16 protein-coding genes are annotated in these 19,424 nt (G+C 49.9%); 4 read left to right on the top strand and 12 right to left on the bottom strand.

Features of this window, described 5'->3' with window-relative positions; genetic code table 11:
- The 6 genes from VGN67_RS00130 to recQ all read right to left on the bottom strand — a co-directional run.
- Positions 1-2,443 (bottom strand): PA14 domain-containing protein (locus VGN67_RS00130; protein WP_327484725.1); only part of this gene is annotated, 2,443 nt, incomplete at its 3' end.
- Positions 2,444-3,058: 615 nt separating this feature from the next.
- Positions 3,059-4,258 carry an L-2-hydroxyglutarate oxidase gene (lhgO, locus tag VGN67_RS00125; RefSeq protein WP_327484724.1) on the bottom strand — a complete coding sequence of 400 codons (1,200 nt, stop codon included), beginning with the start codon at positions 4,256-4,258 and terminating at the stop codon, positions 3,059-3,061.
- 48 nt (positions 4,259-4,306) lie between these two features.
- Positions 4,307-5,503, bottom strand: a complete 1,197-nt coding sequence (locus VGN67_RS00120; protein ID WP_327484723.1) for an anhydro-N-acetylmuramic acid kinase — start codon at positions 5,501-5,503, stop codon at positions 4,307-4,309.
- Between the two features lie 154 nt (positions 5,504-5,657).
- On the bottom strand, positions 5,658-6,701 hold the full coding sequence (locus VGN67_RS00115; protein ID WP_414717271.1) for a PSP1 domain-containing protein: 1,044 nt from the start codon (positions 6,699-6,701) through the stop codon (positions 5,658-5,660).
- A 141-nt stretch (positions 6,702-6,842) separates the two neighbouring features.
- Positions 6,843-8,132, bottom strand: a complete 1,290-nt coding sequence (purD, locus tag VGN67_RS00110) for a phosphoribosylamine--glycine ligase (protein ID WP_327484721.1) — start codon at positions 8,130-8,132, stop codon at positions 6,843-6,845.
- Between the two features lie 60 nt (positions 8,133-8,192).
- Positions 8,193-10,409, bottom strand: coding sequence for a DNA helicase RecQ (gene recQ, locus VGN67_RS00105; protein ID WP_327484720.1), 2,217 nt, complete (start codon positions 10,407-10,409; stop codon positions 8,193-8,195).
- Positions 10,410-10,500: 91 nt separating this feature from the next.
- Between recQ and VGN67_RS00100 the strand changes: the two genes are divergently transcribed.
- Positions 10,501-11,475: a KpsF/GutQ family sugar-phosphate isomerase gene (locus VGN67_RS00100; RefSeq protein WP_327484719.1), complete on the top strand. Its 975-nt coding sequence runs from the start codon at positions 10,501-10,503 to the stop codon at positions 11,473-11,475.
- Between the two features lie 23 nt (positions 11,476-11,498).
- On the opposite strand, the gene VGN67_RS00095 is transcribed toward VGN67_RS00100, so the two are convergent.
- The 6 genes from VGN67_RS00095 to rpmG all read right to left on the bottom strand — a co-directional run bounded on the left by VGN67_RS00095 (position 11,499) and on the right by rpmG (position 15,654).
- Positions 11,499-11,975, bottom strand: coding sequence for a DUF4293 domain-containing protein (locus VGN67_RS00095; RefSeq protein WP_327484718.1), 477 nt, complete (start codon positions 11,973-11,975; stop codon positions 11,499-11,501).
- Positions 11,976-12,064: 89 nt separating this feature from the next.
- Positions 12,065-13,378 (bottom strand): 30S ribosomal protein S12 methylthiotransferase RimO, encoded by a 1,314-nt coding sequence (rimO, locus tag VGN67_RS00090; protein ID WP_327484717.1) that lies wholly within the window; start codon positions 13,376-13,378, stop codon positions 12,065-12,067.
- A 120-nt stretch (positions 13,379-13,498) separates the two neighbouring features.
- The gene (locus tag VGN67_RS00085; protein WP_327484716.1) at positions 13,499-14,062 is read right to left on the bottom strand and encodes a hypothetical protein; all 564 of its coding nucleotides are present in this window, start codon (positions 14,060-14,062) and stop codon (positions 13,499-13,501) included.
- A gap of 78 nt (positions 14,063-14,140) precedes the next feature.
- Entirely contained in the window at positions 14,141-15,097 is a 957-nt protein-coding gene (gene ftsY, locus VGN67_RS00080; RefSeq protein ID WP_327484715.1) for a signal recognition particle-docking protein FtsY, read from the bottom strand.
- 169 nt (positions 15,098-15,266) lie between these two features.
- Positions 15,267-15,419: a DUF4295 domain-containing protein gene (locus VGN67_RS00075; RefSeq protein ID WP_207507380.1), complete on the bottom strand. Its 153-nt coding sequence runs from the start codon at positions 15,417-15,419 to the stop codon at positions 15,267-15,269.
- Positions 15,420-15,471: 52 nt separating this feature from the next.
- On the bottom strand, positions 15,472-15,654 hold the full coding sequence (rpmG, locus tag VGN67_RS00070) for a 50S ribosomal protein L33 (protein ID WP_327484714.1): 183 nt from the start codon (positions 15,652-15,654) through the stop codon (positions 15,472-15,474).
- Positions 15,655-15,933: 279 nt separating this feature from the next.
- Between rpmG and VGN67_RS00065 the strand changes: the two genes are divergently transcribed.
- The 3 genes from VGN67_RS00065 to VGN67_RS00055 all read left to right on the top strand — a co-directional run bounded on the left by VGN67_RS00065 (position 15,934) and on the right by VGN67_RS00055 (position 19,421).
- The gene (locus VGN67_RS00065; RefSeq protein WP_327484713.1) at positions 15,934-16,590 is read left to right on the top strand and encodes a c-type cytochrome; all 657 of its coding nucleotides are present in this window, start codon (positions 15,934-15,936) and stop codon (positions 16,588-16,590) included.
- 390 nt (positions 16,591-16,980) lie between these two features.
- The gene (locus tag VGN67_RS00060) at positions 16,981-18,195 is read left to right on the top strand and encodes an NADH-quinone oxidoreductase subunit D (RefSeq protein ID WP_327484712.1); all 1,215 of its coding nucleotides are present in this window, start codon (positions 16,981-16,983) and stop codon (positions 18,193-18,195) included.
- 80 nt (positions 18,196-18,275) lie between these two features.
- A complete protein-coding gene (locus VGN67_RS00055; protein ID WP_327484711.1) occupies positions 18,276-19,421 on the top strand; it encodes a hypothetical protein in 1,146 nt (381 codons plus the stop codon).
- The last annotated feature ends 3 nt before the right edge of the window (positions 19,422-19,424 follow it).

Below are 19,424 nucleotides of genomic sequence, written 5' to 3'. Positions count from 1 at the left end.
GGAAGATACCGGCCGCAAAACCTCCTTTTATCAGGGTGGAGCCTTCGTAGATGTCTACCAGTACGGCTGCGTTGGGATTGCTCCGGTCGTAGGCCCAGCCTCCCAGGTTATTGCAGTCGGCATAATCCAGGAAGCCTTCCAAGGTACTGCAGTTAACAGTAGGCTGGCTGATGGCGGTAGTACCGCTCACGCTGACGGTAACGCTGCCATTGGGGCTGGTACAGTTGCTGACGGTACAGGTAGCGGTGTAGGTACTGCTCTGGCCGGGGCTCACGCTGATGCTGCTGCCGCTCTGGCCGGTCGACCAGGTCACAGTACCCGAACAGCCGCTGGCGGTAAGGGTACTGCTCTGGCCGGAGGTAATGCTGGCAGCACTCGCTGTCAATACCGGTGCCGGTGGCGCCACGCAGTCGATGGGACTGGGGCTGGTGTAGGGAGAGAGTACAGCACCCGGTACAATCTCGGCCGGGGAAGTCGTGGATTGGCCTGGTCTGGACCAGCCCACGGCCAGGTTGTCCCAGTAGTCGCCGTCTTTGTGACGGATTTCAAAGAAGTACTTCTGGCAGGCCGTCAGGGTAACAGCGACTGATTTCTGATTGCCTTCCTTACCCCACTCCAACGCATTGGTCCAGTCATTGACCCAGGCCACCCGCTGCATGCTGCCGGGGCTTTCGCTACTGCTCAGCCACAGCTCACTGTTGTCGTCGCTGGAAATCCAAAACACGTAGCTGCCCGTTTGGGGGGCGGTGATGTAGCCCTGGATGAGCTGACCGTAGTTGTCGCCCCAGTTGCTCTGGGTACGCAGTTCGGTAAGCTGGCCGGTGCTGTTGGGGGTTTTGGTGTAGTTGTTGGTCTGTGCGGCCAGATCACTGATGCGGGTACCGCCTATACCCGTCCAGCGCTTATGGGTGGCAAAGCCCTCGGCTGGTGGACAACTACTGGCAGCACTGCTCACGCTGACGGTAACGCTGCCGTTGGGGCTGGTACAGTTGCTGACGGTACAGGTAGCGGTGTAGGTACTGCTCTGGCCCGGGCTCACGCTGATGCTATTGCCGCTCTGGCCGGTCGACCAGGTCACAGTACCCGAACAGCCGCTGGCGGTAAGGGTACTGCTCTGGCCGGAGGTAATGCTGGCAGCACTTGCCGTTAGTACCGGTGCCGGTGGGGTTGTGCATTCAACACATGTGCTATTATCGAAAAGGTCATCTTCATGTAAATAAATATTAACCGCTTTGGCACCGGCCGGGTTGTTATTGTATTGGTTTAACCATTCCTGATAAACATTCCTGCCGGCGGCGGTAATAAATTTATTACCCTCGTAAAAATTAGCGGTTAGTGCTTCGGAGAAGGTATAACTCATGCCGCCGGCCGTATTAATCGTAGACATAATTCCATTGGTACCCCTTATCCATTGATCCCGCACCTGAATAAAAGTTGAGCCCAAGGAATTAAGCATATTGGGATCTCCGGTAACCACACAGAAAATTTTAGCCCCATGCGCATAACTGCTATTTATAAACTCAGGTATAAGATGCAGTTTTCCATCAATTGGCAGCGTTTCGTTCATAATCCATTTGCCGGGCAAATTGGTACGAAGTAAGTCCATGGAGAAGCGATGGTCGTAGTCAAATACATCGTTGACCTTAGTTCCATCCGCTTTTTCACTTAAACTCTTAAACGCCAGGGTACCTCTCTTACGCGCTAAACCGTCGAACGCAGAGCCGAATTCGTTTATGATCTTTATTCTTGAATCAATGGATCTGATGTGACCATACATCTGATCAATGAATTCCTTCAGCTTCTTATGCCGGAAGGCATACCATCTCTTACCTTGTTCGGAAGTCAGATCAGCAGGAGCTACCATTGGGTCAGCGCAGTACTTACTCTTGTGCCAGGCCCGGTACTGGTTGACCATTTCATCGGAGTAATCCAGCAAATTTTCGTGATCATACTCTAACTCCTGTGAACTGGCCGTAGTTACTGAGGTGAATATTAAGTTGTTCTCATCAACCAGACCTTTATACCTGGACATTGCTTCCGAAATAAATCCTTTAGCCCTGTCAATAGTAGACTGTTTAGCAAAACTGAATTGTCTGAATTGCCATCCCCCCAAATGAATGGTTCCATCCCTGTTTTTTGCGTGTGAAGAGCCTCCCCACAGGTATTCAGAGCGGTTTGCCACGACCCCGTAAGGTGTAAGGTCAGCCGAGCCTAAATGGAATCGGAAAGCTATTTTCATTCCCAGGGATTTGGCTTTTTCTACTTCCTGGTCTATTTGGAGCCAATGGCTGGAGGGCTGCCAGTTCGGATTTGTAGCACACTCAGCGTTACGACATTTGATAGCATCCCAGCGGACGGTAAGGTATACGGCATTGAAACCCAGGTTATAAGCAGTTTCAATAACTGGTCTGAAATCGCGGTCTTCATTATCATTAACAATCATCAGAGCTAAATAGCGCCTGTTATCGTCGGCCGTGATAATTTTTGCAATTGGTTTGGCAAAAGAAGAGTAGCCAAAAAATGTTAAGAGGAAAATCAGGGAAAGTACCTGTCCAATCAATTTATTTACAGAGGTAGATCCCGCAGAAAATGAGTACCTGAAACCTTTAATACACAAGCGGTTACATAAAAAATGGACGCAGCAATTCTGTATAGCTTTTTTCATGAGGAGAAAGCATTTCTAGATGGAAAGAAAAGACATAGTGATCCCTGACAGGATTATCAATCGCGTCGAAGGAAAACGACTAATTAAAATAATGCATAAATGGCCCGTGAGTAAAAAGGCAGGAGGAGTAAGCCTGGTGGCTTTTGCGCGAAAGTAAAATACATTTTCATAGAGGGAGGGTGATTTAAGTATATTATGTACAATATCAGTTACAAACTTAAATCTAAAGTACTACCTTAAGAAATATTTAAGGATATTATTTTTGATAACTTCGTAAGTGGTTTTGCGCATAGCAGAATCCGAAAAATTTCAATCCAAAACTGCTTTTAAGTCCTAAGTAATCTTGGAATAGGAATAAAATATTGCAACCCTCCTAAACCTTAATTTTTTTAACTACAACCGCGCCAGTACCCGTTCCGAAACGGTTTGCCCGATTGAAAGGGAAGAGGTAGCTGCCGGAGATGGGGCGTTGCATACATTAATGGCGTACGTGGTTTCCAGAATAGCAAAATCATCTAGCAGACCGCCTTCGTAGTCACAGGCCTGGGCGCGTACGCCCGCACCGCCGGGTACCAGATCCTCTTCCTGAATATCGGGTATCAACTCCTGTAGGGCCTTGGTGAAGGCGGCTTTGGAGAAGGAGCGGTAGTATTCACCCAGGCCCGTGCGCCAGTACTTAGCGGCTACTTTGCGGAAGCCGGGCCAGGCTAAGGTTTCAAATAGCTCGGAGAACTGAATATCCAGCTTACTGTATCCCTCCCGTCGGAAAGCCAGCACGGCATTAGGACCGGCTTCAATTCCTCCCCCGATCATACGAGTAAAGTGTACGCCCAGAAAAGGGAAGTTAGGGTCGGGTACGGGGTATATCAGGTTGCGGACCAGATGGTGCTTTTCGGGCTTTATCTTATAGTACTCTCCCCGGAAAGGTACTATCTGTACCTTCATGGCTTCGGACTGGGTAAGTTGCGCTACCTTGTCTGAGTACAGACCGGCACAGTTAACTACCAGCTTGGTGGAGTAGCTGTTGCCTTTCTCCGTTATTATTTCAGTCCGTCCGTTCTGGTGGCGGATGTCGGTTACTTTTTCCCCGAAAAGGATTTCGCCCTCCTGCTTCTGTACCCGCTCGGCGTATTTTTCCGTAACCGCTTTGTAATCGATAATTCCGGTATAGGGTACCCATATTCCTTCCAAACCCGCTACGTGTGGTTCAATTTCCCGCATTTCTTCCAGCGAGATCTTCCGGTTCTGGGTCAGGCCGTTCTGAATACCCCGCTCGTACAGGCCGTGAAGAATAGGCACCTGTTCGGGTTGAGTAGCTACTACAATCTTACCGCACAAATCGTAAGGTACGCCTTCATGGTCACAAAAATCCAGCAGCATCTTATACCCCCTGATGCAGTTGACAGCCTTCAGACTTCCGGGCTTGTAGTACAGCCCCGAGTGAATTACGCCGCTGTTATGGCCGGTCTGATGCCTGGCTACTTCCTGCTCTTTTTCCAGTACCAGTAGTTTTAGGGAAGGACGCTGCTCTTTCAGGCGCAATGCCGTGGCCACGCCCACGATTCCTCCGCCAATAATAATAATATCGTACATGTAGTAGGGATTGAGTGAGTGAGGGGTACGGTGTCAAATGCTGCAAAGTTAGCCCGGAAAGGAGATTTTACCCATAGTTACACTGGGTACTCCTTCGCGGGTACCAAAGTGGGTAGTACCTCCCGCTACGGTTTCATTGGCCAGTACCGCAAAAAGAACAGCTTCTTTGGCATCGCCGGCAATGCGTAGCTCGTCAGTGAGGTGGAGGGGCAAGTCAGGGAGTTGTTCCCGGATATGTCGCATCAGTACCGGGTTATGCGCGCCCCCGCCACTTGCATACATAAAGTAAGATTCCTGCGGCCGTACCACTTTTTTGATGGCCTCTACAATAGTATCCGCGCTGAACCGGGTCAGAGTGGCCATGAGGTCTTCGGGAGTCATGGAGGTGGTGCCGCTCCGCTGCTGGGCATTCCGGACAAAGTCCAGGTTAAATACTTCCGGCCCGGTGGTTTTGGGAAAAGGCGCGTCAAAGAAAGCATTCTTTTTCAGAAAGCGCAGCAAATCCTGATTTACCTGTCCACTTGCTGCTATGGCTCCACCTTCATCGTAGGGCCGTTCAAAAAAGCGTCTTGAAAAAGCATCAATGAGGGTATTGCCGGGGCCGGTATCGGTGGTAAAAACCTGGGAGGCATCAAGTGTACCGGGCAGGTAGGTAAAGTTGGCAATGCCGCCCATGTTCAGCAAAATCCGGTTTTCATTCTCCTTAGAAAAAAGCAGATAGTCGCCGTAGACAGCCAAAGGAGCCCCTTCGCCACCAGCCGCTATGTGCTTCTGCCGGAAATCACTGAGGGTGATGATGCCCGTGAGCACGGCAATATGATCGCCATCGCCAATTTGTAAGGTTGAATTGGGAAAATTAGGCAGTCCGTGCTGTTTCTGGGGAGCATGAAAAACGGTTTGTCCGTGGCTGGCAATCAGGTCTACCGCGGTAGGGGCTATGTTCCAGCTTTCCAGGCACTCCAGAATCATACGGGCGTGCGTGCGCCCAATGTGGGGGTTGAGCAGGCAAAGCTGCTGAAAGGAAATTTCGGTCTTAGCGAAAATCTTGCGAATCTCGTTCCGAAAGCTATCTGTGTAGGGTACCGTTTTAAACTCCCGCAGTTCCAGCCGGGTGTCGGTGCCGCTCCCGGTAATTTGGCAAAGCGCTACGTCCAATCCATCCAGCGAAGTACCTGACATCAATCCTATAATCGTCCGCGTTTGCTTGTTAGCAATATCTATCAGCTCTTTGATGTATTTGTTCATGGGGTGTCATTCTGAAAAGTAGCTTCAAATATCCACAATTTTAGGGTACCTCCTCCGGAGTTGCCACAATTTTTATACTACCATTTTCAGTTGATTTCCCAGATTAGCTATGATTTCTAAAACAGAAAGGCACCCGTCGGGTGCCTTTCTGTTACTATTCGTTATTCTGCTGGGGCGCTTTGCTCTTCGCACGGTTCCGGTTATTCTTTTTCTTCTTCTTTTTCTTTTTCTGCTCTTCGCTGTACTTGCGGTCCAGACTTTCCAAATCACTGTTTATCGGGCCTTTTTCTACTTTCTTCTCTGGCTCGGGGGTCAGTACTTCCAGTGATTCGGGCAGGATACCCTTCTTATTCATGTCCAGAATCTCGGTTACCTTTTCAATGGGTAATGAGTACCAGTTGGTTTCCTTATCAAACCCAAACCACATGATCTTTTTGAAGATATCTGTTTTCTGGAGCGTCGCGTTTCCTTTCTTCGTTTTAAGAGGTACCTCCACGCTGGGGATATCCCGGAGCGCATCCATATAGGTTTCCAGCTCGTAGTTGAGGCAACACTTCAGCCTTCCGCACTGGCCCGACAGTTTAGCCGGATTCAGCGAGAGGTTCTGATAGCGGGCCGCCGAGGTAGATATGCTCTTGAAGTCGGTCAGCCAGGTAGAACAGCACAGTTCGCGCCCGCAGGAGCCTACGCCACCCAGGCGGCTGGCCTCCTGGCGCAGACTAATCTGACGCATCTCCACCCTGATCTTGAACTCGCCCGCCAGCAGCTTTATCAGCTCCCGGAAGTCAACCCGCTCTTCGGATGAATAATAAAAGGTGGCTTTGGTGTTGTCAGACTGGTACTCTACGTCCGACAGCTTCATATTCAGCTTTAGATCGCGGATAATTTCGCGCGTCCGATACATGGTAGGCAGGTCCCGGGCAATGGCCTGCGTATGCTTTTCAAGATCTTTTTCGTTGGCCACCCGATACACTACCTTCAGATCATCATTAAGGAGAATGTTCTTACGCTTCATCTGAAGACGAACCAGTTCTCCCTGCAACGAGATCATGCCTATATGATGCCCCGAGGGCATTTCGCAAACTACGTAATCGCCGGTAGTTAAATCCAGCTGATTGACGTTACGGAAGTATTCTTTCCGCCCGCCCTTAAATTTCACTTCCAAAACATCAAACCGCTGAGCCACGGGTACTTCCATGTTGCTCAGCCAGTCGAATACGTTCAGCTTATTGCACCCGCCTGTTCCGCAGGTTCCGTTGCTTCCACACCCGGCAACTGCTGCACCACTGGTGCCACACCCGCCGGATGTACATGATATACATCCCATAATTCTACATCCTCAATCTTTAAAACGTATTAAATCAAGTCCGATGTCGTGTCGGTAGTACTTGCCCTCAAACTGTACCGTATGCGCAGCACGCTGCGACTTATGAACGGCATTTTCGAGAGAATTCGCCACCCCGGTCAGGGCCATTACTCTGCCCCCGTTGGTCACGACCTCGGTGTTTGTATTAAACGTGGTTCCTGCGTGAAACACGACCACATCGTCCAGCCTGTGCGTTTCGGTGATTACCTTGCCTTTCTCGTAGACATCCGGATAACCTCCCGAAACCACTACTGTAGTTACCGCTACCTGCGGTGATATATTCATTTCAACGTCCTGAAGGGTACCTTTGGCCGTGGCCGCCAGCAATGTAACCAGGTCCGACTGGATACGCGGCAGGACTACCTCAGTTTCCGGATCGCCCATCCGGACGTTGTACTCAATAACGTAAGGTTCGGCCTTGACGTTCATGAGGCCTATAAAGATAAAGCCTACGTACTTGATACCCTCGCTTTTTAGTCCGGCCAGGGTAGGCTTCACCACTTTTTCCTCTACTTTTCGGAGGAAATTACCATCCGCAAAGATAACCGGTGAAACGGCTCCCATACCTCCGGTATTAGGTCCGGCGTCGTTCTCACCGATGCGCTTGTAATCTTTGGCTTCGGGCAAAATCTTATAGTGTTCTCCATCACTAAGCACAAAAACCGATAATTCTACCCCCCGCAAGAACTGCTCTACCACTACCTTACTGCCTGCTTCTCCAAACTTGCCCCCCACCAGCATTTCGCGCATGGCCTCCTGAGCATCGGCCAGGTTTTCGGCAATGATAACTCCCTTGCCAGCCGCCAGTCCATCGGCTTTCAATACTATGGGTAAAGCGTGGCTTCCCAAGTAAGTCAGGCCTTCTTCCAGCGTTTCTGCCGTAAAGGTCCGGGAGGCCGCCGTAGGAATCCCGTACTTTTGCATGAAGTTTTTAGAAAAATCCTTACTGCCTTCCAGCTGAGCACCTGCCTTGTCCGGCCCGATCAGGCGCACGTGCTTCAGGTCAGCACGGTCCCGAAAGAAATCCACAATACCACCCACGAGCGGCTCTTCGGGACCTATAATAACCAGGTCGATTCGATTTTTAAGAACAGCATCGGCTACTGCTTCAAAATCATTATACGAAACTGGCAGGTTGGTGGCCAGTTCGGCGGTACCGGCGTTACCGGGCGCTACAAATAATTCATCACAAAAAGGGCTTTGAGAGATTTTCCACGCAAATGCGTGTTCGCGACCGCCAGCACCCAGAATAAGTATGTTCATGCTATGTAATAGAATAAAAACCCGGAGAGCTACCAGCCCTGCCCGGTCTAAAGGTGTGAATTAGTTGGCTAGTTCAGACAGGAACTTGATACGCATGAGTCGTAATTCTTCTTCACTGACGTCCTCCCCGGCAAACTCCTTCAAAGCGGTTGCAATATTGTCTGTTTCGGCATTCATAAAATAATCGTAAATATCCTGCTGCCGCTCCCTATCCATGATCTGATTGACGTAGTAGTCAAGGTTCAGCTTGGTACCTGAGTAGCAGATATGCTCGATTTCTTCGATCAAATCCTCCATGTTCAGGTCTTTAGACTCGGCAATTTCCTCCAGATCCACCTTCCGGTCTACCTGTTGAATAATAAAGATCTTTACCTTCGACTTATTGACAGTAGACTTAATAACCACATCCTTGGCCGTTTCTATGTCGTTTTCTTCGACATAGCGGCTGATGAGGTCAATAAACTGGCGGCCAAACTTCTGTACCTTACCCATACCAACGCCATTGATCTGCGCCATTTCCTGCTGGGTGGTCGGGTAGGTAGTAGCCATTTCTTCCAGCGATGGATCCTGGAAAATAACGTAAGGGGGCAGGTTCTTTTCCTTGGCCACTTTCTTGCGAAGGGCTTTCAGCATACCCAGCAGGGCTTCGTCGTAGGCGTGAGCGCTCCCGCTGCCTACCGCTCCTCCATCCTTATCCTCATCTTCTACTTTTTCGCTTTCTTCTTCGTAGTTATGGTCTTTGCTGATGGTAACCGCGTAGGGGTCAATGATGAAGTTACCGCCCTTTTCAGAGAGTTTCAGGACGCCGTAATTTTCAACGTCTTTTTCCAGGTACCCATAAATTACCAGCTGACGAAGCAGCGATATCCAGAAGTCGCGTGATTCGTTGAGTTCGGTACCCTTGCCGTATACGTCGAGCTTGTCGTGTTCGTAGCTGCGTACGTACTGGTTATCGGTGGCCGTAACCAGGTCGGCTATGTGGTCCCCGTCAAAGCGCTGGCCGGTTTGCTGCACCGCCCGCAGTACCAGTATCGCCTCCTCCTGCACCTTTACCCGCTCGGTATGCTTTACGCAGTTATCACAAAAACCACAGTCTTTATCCAGGTACTCACCAAAGTAGCTCAGAAGCTGCCGACGGCGGCATACACCCAGGTTCGCGTAGGCGACCATTTCGTTGAGCAGGTGCCGGGCATTGTCCCGCTCCGTTACTGACTTATCCTTATTGAATTTTTCCAGCTTCAGAATATCGTCGTAGCTGTAGAACATCACGCAGTTGCCTTCCAGACCATCGCGGCCGGCGCGGCCGGTTTCCTGGTAGTAGCCTTCCAGCGACTTGGGTACATCGTAATGGATCACAAACCGTACATCCGGCTTGTCTATTCCCATGCCGAAAGCAATGGTAGCCACAATCACATCAGCCTCCTCGTTCAGGAAGGCATCCTGGTTGGCTATGCGGGTGTTACTATCCAGTCCGGCGTGGTAAGGCAGCGCGCGCACGTCATTAACGCTAAGCAGCTCGGCTATCTCCTCCACCGTTTTACGGCTCAGGCAATAAATAATTCCCGACTTGCCCTTGTTGTTACGGATATAGCGAATCAGTTGCTTCTTGGCGTCTTTCTTGGACCGGATTTCGTAGTAGAGGTTCTTCCGGTTAAAGGACGACTTGAAGGTTTCGGCCTCCTCCATCTGCAGGTTCTTCCGGATATCCTGCTGTACTTTGGGTGTAGCGGTGGCCGTCAGGGCAATGATTGGAAGATCGCCGATATTGTCTATGATTCCATGGATACGACGGTACTCCGGACGGAAGTCATGTCCCCACTCCGAAATACAGTGCGCTTCATCAATGGCTACAAATGAAATCCTGGTCCTTTGCAGAAAATCAAGATTTTCCTCCTTGGTGAGGGATTCGGGAGCAATGTACAGCAGTTTGAGGGTACCATCCAGCGCGTCTCTTTTCACCCGGTTAATCTCCGCCTTAGTCAGGGTTGAGTTCAGAAACTGCGCATTGATACCAAAGGCATTCATCTGATCTACCTGATTTTTCATTAGGGCAATCAGGGGTGAAATAACAATGGCCATTCCATCAGTCACAATAGCGGGTAGCTGGTAGCACAGCGACTTACCCGCTCCGGTAGGCATAATCACAAAGGTGTTCTTTCCGGCCAATATGTTCTGGATAATGATCTCTTGGTCGCCCCGGAACTGGCTGTAACCAAAGATTTCTTTAAGTCTTTCCTTCAATGTGTCTAAAACGACCTTATCAACCTGCTGTATCATGCTCTGTTACCAAATGGGTTATTCCAAAGTTCTCTATCTTTGCTTGTAAATCAGTACTAAAATTAATCAATTCTATAACAGTAATTCAAATTTGAAATTAGTAAAAAATATTCAGTCCATCGCAAAAGATGTCATACAGCAGGAGGCGGATGCAGTACGGCATCTGGCCGACCTTATTGATGAATCCTTTGAATGCTGTGTCGAAACCATCTTGCGGACCGGCGGCCGGGTAGTGATAACCGGTATCGGAAAGAGCGCCCTGATCGGACAAAAAATAGTAGCTACCCTTAACTCTACCGGTACACCGGCCTTGTTCATGCACGCGGCCGACGCCATCCACGGTGATTTGGGAATGATCCAGACGGACGATGTAGTACTGGCTATTTCCAAAAGTGGCGATACGGCCGAAATAAAAGTACTGGTCCCTTTACTGAAACGTACCAACGTTACCCTGATTGCCATGGTGAGCAACCGCGAATCCTACCTGGGCCGTAATGCCCACCATGTACTACACGCTTATGCACCTACCGAAGCCGACCCACTAGACCTGGCTCCTACCACCAGTACTACCGTAGCCCTGGCGCTGGGCGATGCTCTGGCCATTTGCCTGCTGGAGGCCCGGGGCTTTACCCGGCAGGATTTTGCGCGGTACCACCCCGGCGGCGCACTCGGCAAGAAACTGTACCTGAAAGTGTGTGATATTTATCCCGGCAACACGCTTCCCCTGGTGGCCGAGTCGGCTACGGTGAAGGAGGTGATTCTGGAGATTACGTCCAAAAGATTAGGCGCAACGGCCGTGGTGGACGCCCACAACCAACTGGCCGGTATCGTTACGGATGGCGACTTGCGGCGTATGCTTAACCAGTACGACACTTCGCACATACTATCCCTGACCGCCCGCGATATCATGACCCCCTCGCCCATTTGTATTGCTTCGGAAGAATACGCGGTAAAAGCGCTTCAGATTATGCAGGCCAAAAGTATCACGCAGCTGATTGTGGCGGATCAGGGTACGGTGAAGGGCTTTGTACACTTACACGACCTATTAAAAGAGGGATTGGTATAGGTACCAATCCCTCTTTTTCTCTTCTACCGCATCCGGTTTGACTCCTTCACGACCCGTTCATCGCGACGGATAAATCGGTTGGCCAGTACATTGGCCAGCATGGCTACTACCAGCGCGTAAAATCCGGTAAGGTACTCGCCCGGGCGCTCCGGCTCAAAAAACTTGGATGCCTTGTAGTAGGTCTGGTAAATGGTACCGGCCAGCAGTATGGTCATGAGTATGGAATTTACCGCGCACAACGCCGACTGCAGCAACCGGTTGCGGTACTTAAAAATAGCAAAGATGGCCACCCCGGCTACCAGTACGGCCAGCAGGGCCAGGTACATAACCGACTGTACCTCCGACTGCGTAGCATTGAGCTGGTGCGTCAGATGCAAGGCATCCAGCGTAGCAGTTTGCTCACCACCGGCAGCAGTTTTCTGCCAGACCGGAAGCGCCAGAAACACGCCCATGCCAATGGCTACTATGGCTAAAAAAAGGGTTTGAATGCGTTGTAACATTACTACTATTGGAAATAATAAATGGGTAACTCAAAAAGCCTTCAGAGTGAAAGGCCTGCAAAAATAGGAAGGAATGGAAAAATCCAAAATTATTCTACTACTAACTCCGCGTAAAGGTCAAACTCCTGCGCGTCGGTGATCCGTACGTTGGCAAAATCGCCCAGGCGTACGTAGTTGCTGGCAGATAGTAGTACTTCATTATCTACTTCGGGTGAATCAGACTCCGTCCGGCCAATAAAGTACCCTCCTTCTTTCCGGTCGAAAAGTACTTTACAGGTCTTCCCAATTTTCTGCTGATTCAGCTCCAGCGATATACCCTGCTGCAGCTCCATGATGGCATCGGCCCGCTCCTGCTTTACTTCGGCGGGTACGTCATCGGCCATAGTGTGGGAGTAGGTGTTTTCTTCGTGCGAGTACTGGAATACCCCCAGCCGCTCAAAGCGCATTTTCTCTACAAACTCGTAGGTTTCTTCGAAGAGTTCTTCGGTTTCGCCCGGGTGGCCGACGATGAGCGTTGTACGTAGTGCGATACCGGGCACTTTTTCACGTATGGTTTCGATGAGGGCTTCGGTCTTCTCGCGGGTTATGCCCCGTCGCATGGCTTTCAGGATTTCAGTCGAGCCGGTCTGAAGGGGCATGTCCAGGTACTTACAAATAGTAGGGCGCTCGCGCATGACATCCAGTACATCCAGCGGGAAGCCCGACGGATAAGCGTACTGCAGTCGAATCCAGTCGATACCTTCCACGTGGGCCAGTTGGTTCATCAGGTCGGCCAGGTTACGTTTTTTGTAAATATCCAGGCCGTAGTAGGTCAGGTCCTGCGCAATCAGGATGAGCTCCTTAGTACCGCGCTTCGCCAGCGAACGTGCCTCGGTAAGCAGTTCATCCATGGGTCGCGACACGTGTCCGCCCCGCATCAGCGGAATAGCGCAGAAGCTACACGGCCGGTCGCAGCCTTCGGCGATCTTGAGGTAAGCGTAGTGGGCCGGGGTAGTCAGCAGGCGCTCCCCTACCAGCTCGTGTTTGTAGTCGGCTTTGAGGGTCTTGAGCAGGCGCGGCAGTTCGTTGGTACCAAACCAGGCATCCACATTGGGTATCTCCACGGCCAGCTCGTCTTTGTAGCGGTGCGAGAGGCAACCCGTCACGTATACTTTATCTACCATGCCCCGCTCCTTGGCGTCGGCGTAGCGCAGAATGGTTTCGATGGATTCTTCTTTGGCACCGTCAATAAACCCGCAGGTATTGATGACTACAATCTCCGAATTATCCTTTTTGGATTCGTGCGCTACCTCGTAGCCATTGCCTTTAAGTTGCGTGTAAAGTACTTCCGAGTCCACCAGGTTTTTGGAGCAGCCCAGGGTTACTATATTTACTTTATTCGTACGGGTACCTTTGGTTTTCATCTATGTTGGAAGGATTATAATAAAATCAAGATGCCGCCACCTATGGCTGCGCTTGAAGTCGTTGAGGTTGAACGCCCAACGGGGCCGCAAAGTTCGGGAAAATTTGGAGAAAAAACGAAGCTATTTGATAATTGGGAAGCGCTGGTAGTGGCGGTAGTAGTGCGGAGTATTCCTGAAGTATTGGAAAAAAGCGCCTGTACCGGGCATATTATCGGTAAGGATTAGCTCATTACCCCCTTTGAGCTTTACAGTGAAATAGCCATAATACAATTTTGTATGGAAATTGCTTACTAAATCTACCTGCTCAATATCTCCCTCCCGAATTACGTACTTTTGTTCAGGCGTATGCACTGTAACTGTTTTATGGCCAGGATCGAAGCTGAGAGTAGTATCTTTAGTGTGCCTCCAGTAGTTGATGTTGAGGTAAAGCAGGTAATAAGCAAGTGCACCCATCATCAAAGCCACAAGACTTAGTGCTGTGAACACCTGCCAGTGAGGTGTTGAATCCGTGATTTTGGCAGTTATAGCCACATAAATAAGAAATACAGCTATCCCAATTAAGAAGTAGGCAAACAGGCAGTCCCCATTCAGGAAGTAGGTCTTACCGGTTATATGGAAGCTTCGTGGCTTATAAAGTGGGTCATAGGTTTGGTTACTGTCCCGAAGAGCAGCAGCAATAAACAAGAGTAAAGGGCCTATTACTATAACTAGTACCATAATAAGTACCAGTATAAATTCCTCGAACTCAGTCATGAAAGAGCCTTACTTCTTAAACAGCGAGTCTACAAATTCGCTCCGGTCAAAAACCTGCAAATCATCCATCTTTTCCCCTACCCCGATGTACTTCACCGGAATCCGGAACTCGTCTGATATACCAATCACCACGCCTCCCTTGGCGGTACCGTCGAGCTTGGTAATGGCCAGGGCCGTTACCTCGGTGGCTTTGGTAAACTCCCGCGCCTGAATAACGGCATTCTGGCCGGTGCTGCCGTCCAGTACCAGCAGTACCTCGTGGGGCGCGTCGGGCAGTACCTTCTGCATCACCCGCTTAATCTTGCCCAGCTCGTTCATGAGGTTGACCTTGGTGTGCAGGCGGCCGGCCGTGTCAATAATAATAACGTCGGCCCCAATTTCCACCCCCTTTTTCAGGGCGTCGAAGGCTACCGCCGAGGGGTCGGTGTTCATGCCGTGGTCGATCACGGGTACATCTACGCGCTTGCCCCATAGCTTGAGCTGCTCCACGGCGGCGGCCCGGAAGGTATCGGCGGCACCCAGTACTACCTTGTGCCCGCGCTGCTGAAACTGGTGGGCCAGCTTACCAATGGTGGTAGTTTTGCCCACGCCATTTACACCTACTACCATGATCACGTACGGCTTGGGCAGGTGCTCGGTTTCGAAGCTGTCCGTAATGTCTACCGATTTGTTTTCGGTGAGCAGCGCGGCTATTTCTTCCCGCAGCATTTTGTCCAGCTCATCCGTACCGGTATACTTGTCGCGCGCCACGCGCTCTTCTATGCGGCGTATTACTTTTACGGTGGTCTCTACCCCCACATCCGAACTAATCAGAATATCTTCCAGCTCGTCCAGTACCTCTTCGTCTACGGTAGTTTTACCGACCAGCGCTCGTGACAGCTTACCAAAGAAGCTGTCCTTGGACTTTTCGAGTCCTTTGTCGAGCGTTTCCTTTTTTTCTTTCGAGAAAAAACCAAACAAACCCATAATTAGCGGCCGTTATATTTAGGTAAAAAGGGTGCTCTGAGGTACCCCCATTTCTTTGAAACTTCGTTTTGAAACCTAAAAATAAAACAAAAAAGTCCCAATCGGGACTTTTCGTGTTGTCTATATCAAAATCAGACGGCCCGTAAGGGCTGTCTTGAAAAGGATTAGCTTAGCCTTTCAGAGTACTCTGTACGCTGTCAGCAGGTACCATTTCTTCTTTGAAGGTGTAGGCGCCGGTCTTGGGAGACTTCACGGCCTTAATCACCTTGGCAAAAGACTTACCGCCTTCTTTCTTCAGGGTAGCAACTACTTTCTTTGCCATGTTTTCTGTTCGTTTGGGCTACCTGCCAGTTGACAAATAGCGTATGTTACAATTATTTAATCTCTTTATGTACCGTATAACGCCGCAGGAACGGGTTAAATTTCTTTAACTCGATACGAGTGGGCGTATTTTTACGGTTTTTTGTCGATACGTAACGCGACATTCCCGGAACATCCGTGTTTTTTTGCTCGGTGCATTCCAAAATTACCTGTACTCTATTACCTTTCTTAGCCATTGCTTTACATCTTTTTACGAATAGGAATGCAAAATTAGTACTTTACAATAAATTAGCAAAGGGTGGGGTTTAAAATTTCTTCTAATATTTTCTTTATTCTACTCTCCATCACGACCTTGACCGCCCCCCCTTCACGCTGGCACAGGTTTAGTAATTAATTTTTAGCCGGATTTTCAGGAAAATTATTCCTATTCCTGCTTTATTTGAAACACAGTTTGGATTTTGGCCCCTGGGGTCGGCCATCTGACCAGTTACTTATTTTAAAAACAAAAGTTACCCATGACACTCAAAAAATTAACACCACTCGCCGCCCTTGCTTTGGCCGGTTCCTTGTGGCTAGGTTGCTCATCCAAGGAAGATCAGGATAAGTACGATAAATTCTACGGTAATGGCCGTCAGGAAAGAGAAGCCTCTGCCAGTGCCGATATGAAAAAGATAGATCCGGATACGATTAATTCCTTATCGGTAACGGATAACGCCGATACGCAGGTGGGCGGCGCCAGCGACGAACAGTTTGATTCAGACGTGGAAGTAGGCGGCAAGACCGAGGCGAATGTAACCAAAAACACAACGGATGCGAATACTGCCGCTGCGGCCACCAATAACCGGCCCGCTGCTGCCAATGGTACTCCCGCCGCTACTCAGCCCGCTCAGCCACAGGCCGCGGCCCAAAATCAGAGAAAAGAAGTACCGGCCGATGTAGCTGCTTTGCTCAACAAGCATACCTGTACGGCCTGTCACCGGCCTTATGAAAAGCTGGTGGGTCCTGCTTTTTCTGATGTTGCCAAGAGAAAGTACCCCAATGACCGGATCGTGAAACTGGTCCATGCACCCGAGCCTGCCAACTGGCCGGATTATCCTCCCATGATGGCCCTGCCTAACGTACCGAAAGACGATATTGTTAAAATTGCTACCTGGATTAACTCCCTGAATTAATAAGGAGAGAAATTCACCAAAGCAATTCCTAGTACCTGTTACAGAAGAAGCCGTATCCAGCCACTGGATACGGCTTCTTCTGTGCTACCCCTTTCGGACCAGGAGCAAAAAAACGCCCCGGAGGCAGGGCCTACGGGGTGTCCGCTTTACTCAACGTTATGAATTCGGTATCCTCAAAAGGCTGATAGCAAACTCATTATGGTCAAAGTTGTCGAACCTCTTTTGGCGTAGGACGGTTTTTTCGATAAACAGCGGCTTTTGCTCGTTGAACTACCAAAAAAGTGGCCCTTTTGGCAGCCCTTCTTCTTTGCCCACCACCCAAACCAGCCTGTGCGGGGAAGAATATATGTGTACCTTTGCTACTACCGTTCTTACGGTTAAAATATCATTATGAGCTCAATCCAATATCAATATAAGCCCGAACATTTAGCCCTTTCGGAGCCTAATAAATATAACGCCGACAACCTGCGTACCGAGGAGATGGTACTGAGTATGGGGCCTCAGCACCCGTCTACGCACGGAGTATTGCGCCTGGAAGTAGTGACGGATGGGGAAGTGGTCGTAGATGTAGTACCCCACCTGGGTTACCTGCACCGCTGTTTTGAAAAACACGCCGAATCGCTGCCCTTCAACCAGATTATCCCTTACGTGGACCGACTGGACTACCTGGGGGCCATGAACTCGGAACACGCCTACGTCATGGGGGTGGAGCGGATGCTGGGCATTCAGGATGATATACCCAAACGGGTAGAGTACATACGGGTACTGGTGGCGGAGCTGAACCGCATTGCCTCCCACTTCATTGCCATTGGCACCTACGCCATGGACATTGGGGCCTACACGCCTTTCCTGTGGCTCATTCGCGACCGGGAACACATCCTGCGCATGCTGGAATGGACCTGCGGCGCCCGCATGCTCTACAACTACATCTGGATCGGGGGCTTGTTTTATGACCTGCCGGTAGGCTTTGAAGAGCGCTGCGCGGAATTTGTCAGGTACTTAAAACCCAAGCTGCAGGAGCTTCAGCAACTGGTTATCGACAATAAAATATTTATACACCGTACCGCCAGCGTGGGGGTCCTTCCCCTGCCGGTAGCGATCAACTACGGCTGTACCGGACCGGTACTTCGTGGCTCCGGCCTGCGCTACGACCTCCGCCGGGTCGATGGCTACTCGGTTTATCCGGAACTGGACTTTGAAGTACCCATCGGGGAAGGCAAGGTAGGTACCCCCGGCGACTGCTGGGATCGCAACTGGGTGCGGGTGGCTGAATGCTGGGAGTCGCTGAAGATTATTGAGCAGTGCCTCGACAAGCTCAACGGCGAGCACCAGCGTACCCGTGACTTTGACCCACAGGCGATGGTACCCAAGAAAATCCGCCCGAAAGCAATGGACTTTTACGTTCGGGGCGAAAGTACCAAAGGCGAGTTGGGCTTCTTCTTCCGGACGGATGGCCGCTCCGACATCCCGTTCCGCTGCAAAGCCCGCTCCTGCTGCTACCACAACTTATCGGTGATTGGCGAGATTACAAAGGGCGGCCTGCTGGCCGATCTGGTGGCCGTTATTGGGTCCATAGATGTGGTAATGGGGGAAGTGGACCGGTAGGAGAACTATCCCCTACTACTTTATTATTCTTTTGTGTATCAATCCTAATCCTCCCTTATCTACATTCTTCCTCTCTCCTTATGTTTCTTCGAGACAAACTTCTGCTGATGTACCTAGAAATAGTAGGTATGCTTTTCCTATCTGTTTCCGCCAATGCCCAGTTAGACACCCTTCAATGGAGTCAGGGTAAACGACTACAGTACCAGGACTTTTCAGTGGGTGCTCGTGCTAACTATATCGACATTGCATTACACTATGCTTATGAAGTAGAACCTGCGCTTGGCGGAAAGTTACAGCCCATTGTTACAGCGCAGGCAGTTTTCAATCGCAGCACCTCCTCATTAACGGATTCAATGGATTATCACCTCCGGTACGCACAGTTGCTCTTTGACCTGGAAGGATACGCTACTAAGCGCCTAAAAGCAAGAGTTGTCGAACTTGGTACCTTTAAGGGTACTCCTGAGCGTTTAAAATCTACTTTAGACGGGATATTTCACCAGGTGTCACAAGAAATACAGCAGCTAAGATCTGATCTAAATCAGGACCTAGAAGACAGTGACAATCCCCAATCTGTTTTGGAGCGCTGGGAATACAAGGTACATAACCTGCTAAAAGTGACTCCTGATGTAGAAATGGTTCAGAACCGAAGTAACTGGCAGGTTGGCCTTTTGGTTGGAATAGGAAGACATATCTTTACAGGTAATACAAAGATCAATTTCTCTGACGCAACCAGTTTTGTCTTTGGCTTTGGTGGTGATATACGTAACTCACGACTATTAATGGACTTTGCCTTGGGAGCAAACAAGGCACTCAGGTACATTCAGGAAAGCAAAGGACAGTGGGAGTCGGGAACTCGTACTAATTTTGCAGGGATTGCCCTCACATATGGACGCAAAATTCAGAAAAAAGATTGGCTCGTGGTACCTTTTCTAGGTATGGCTGTCAATGAGTTCACACCCGCCAAATCTTCCCAGGAAGATCTCCGCCGCCTAATCGGATACAGCCCAGTCCTCGGCCTTGAGTTAGGCCGCTACTTCAAAAAGAGCGTGAATTTTAAGGAAGAGGTACTTTGCTCCTACCGTGGGAAGCTTTCTGTCCATCCTAGTAATTTCATTAGAGATCTGGACAGAACCCAAAACTTTGCGGGAGCTCAATTCAACTTACAAGTATTTTTTGCCGTAGATGGCGTGTTGCTTCGCAAAAAGATGATGTATGTTTCGAGGTAGTTA

Origin of the sequence: Telluribacter sp. (assembly GCF_035998675.1) — a bacterium.
GTDB lineage: Bacteria > Bacteroidota > Bacteroidia > Cytophagales > Spirosomataceae > Telluribacter.
The sequence above is the reverse complement of the archived record's forward strand: the minus strand, read 5'-3'. Positions and strand labels throughout refer to the sequence as shown.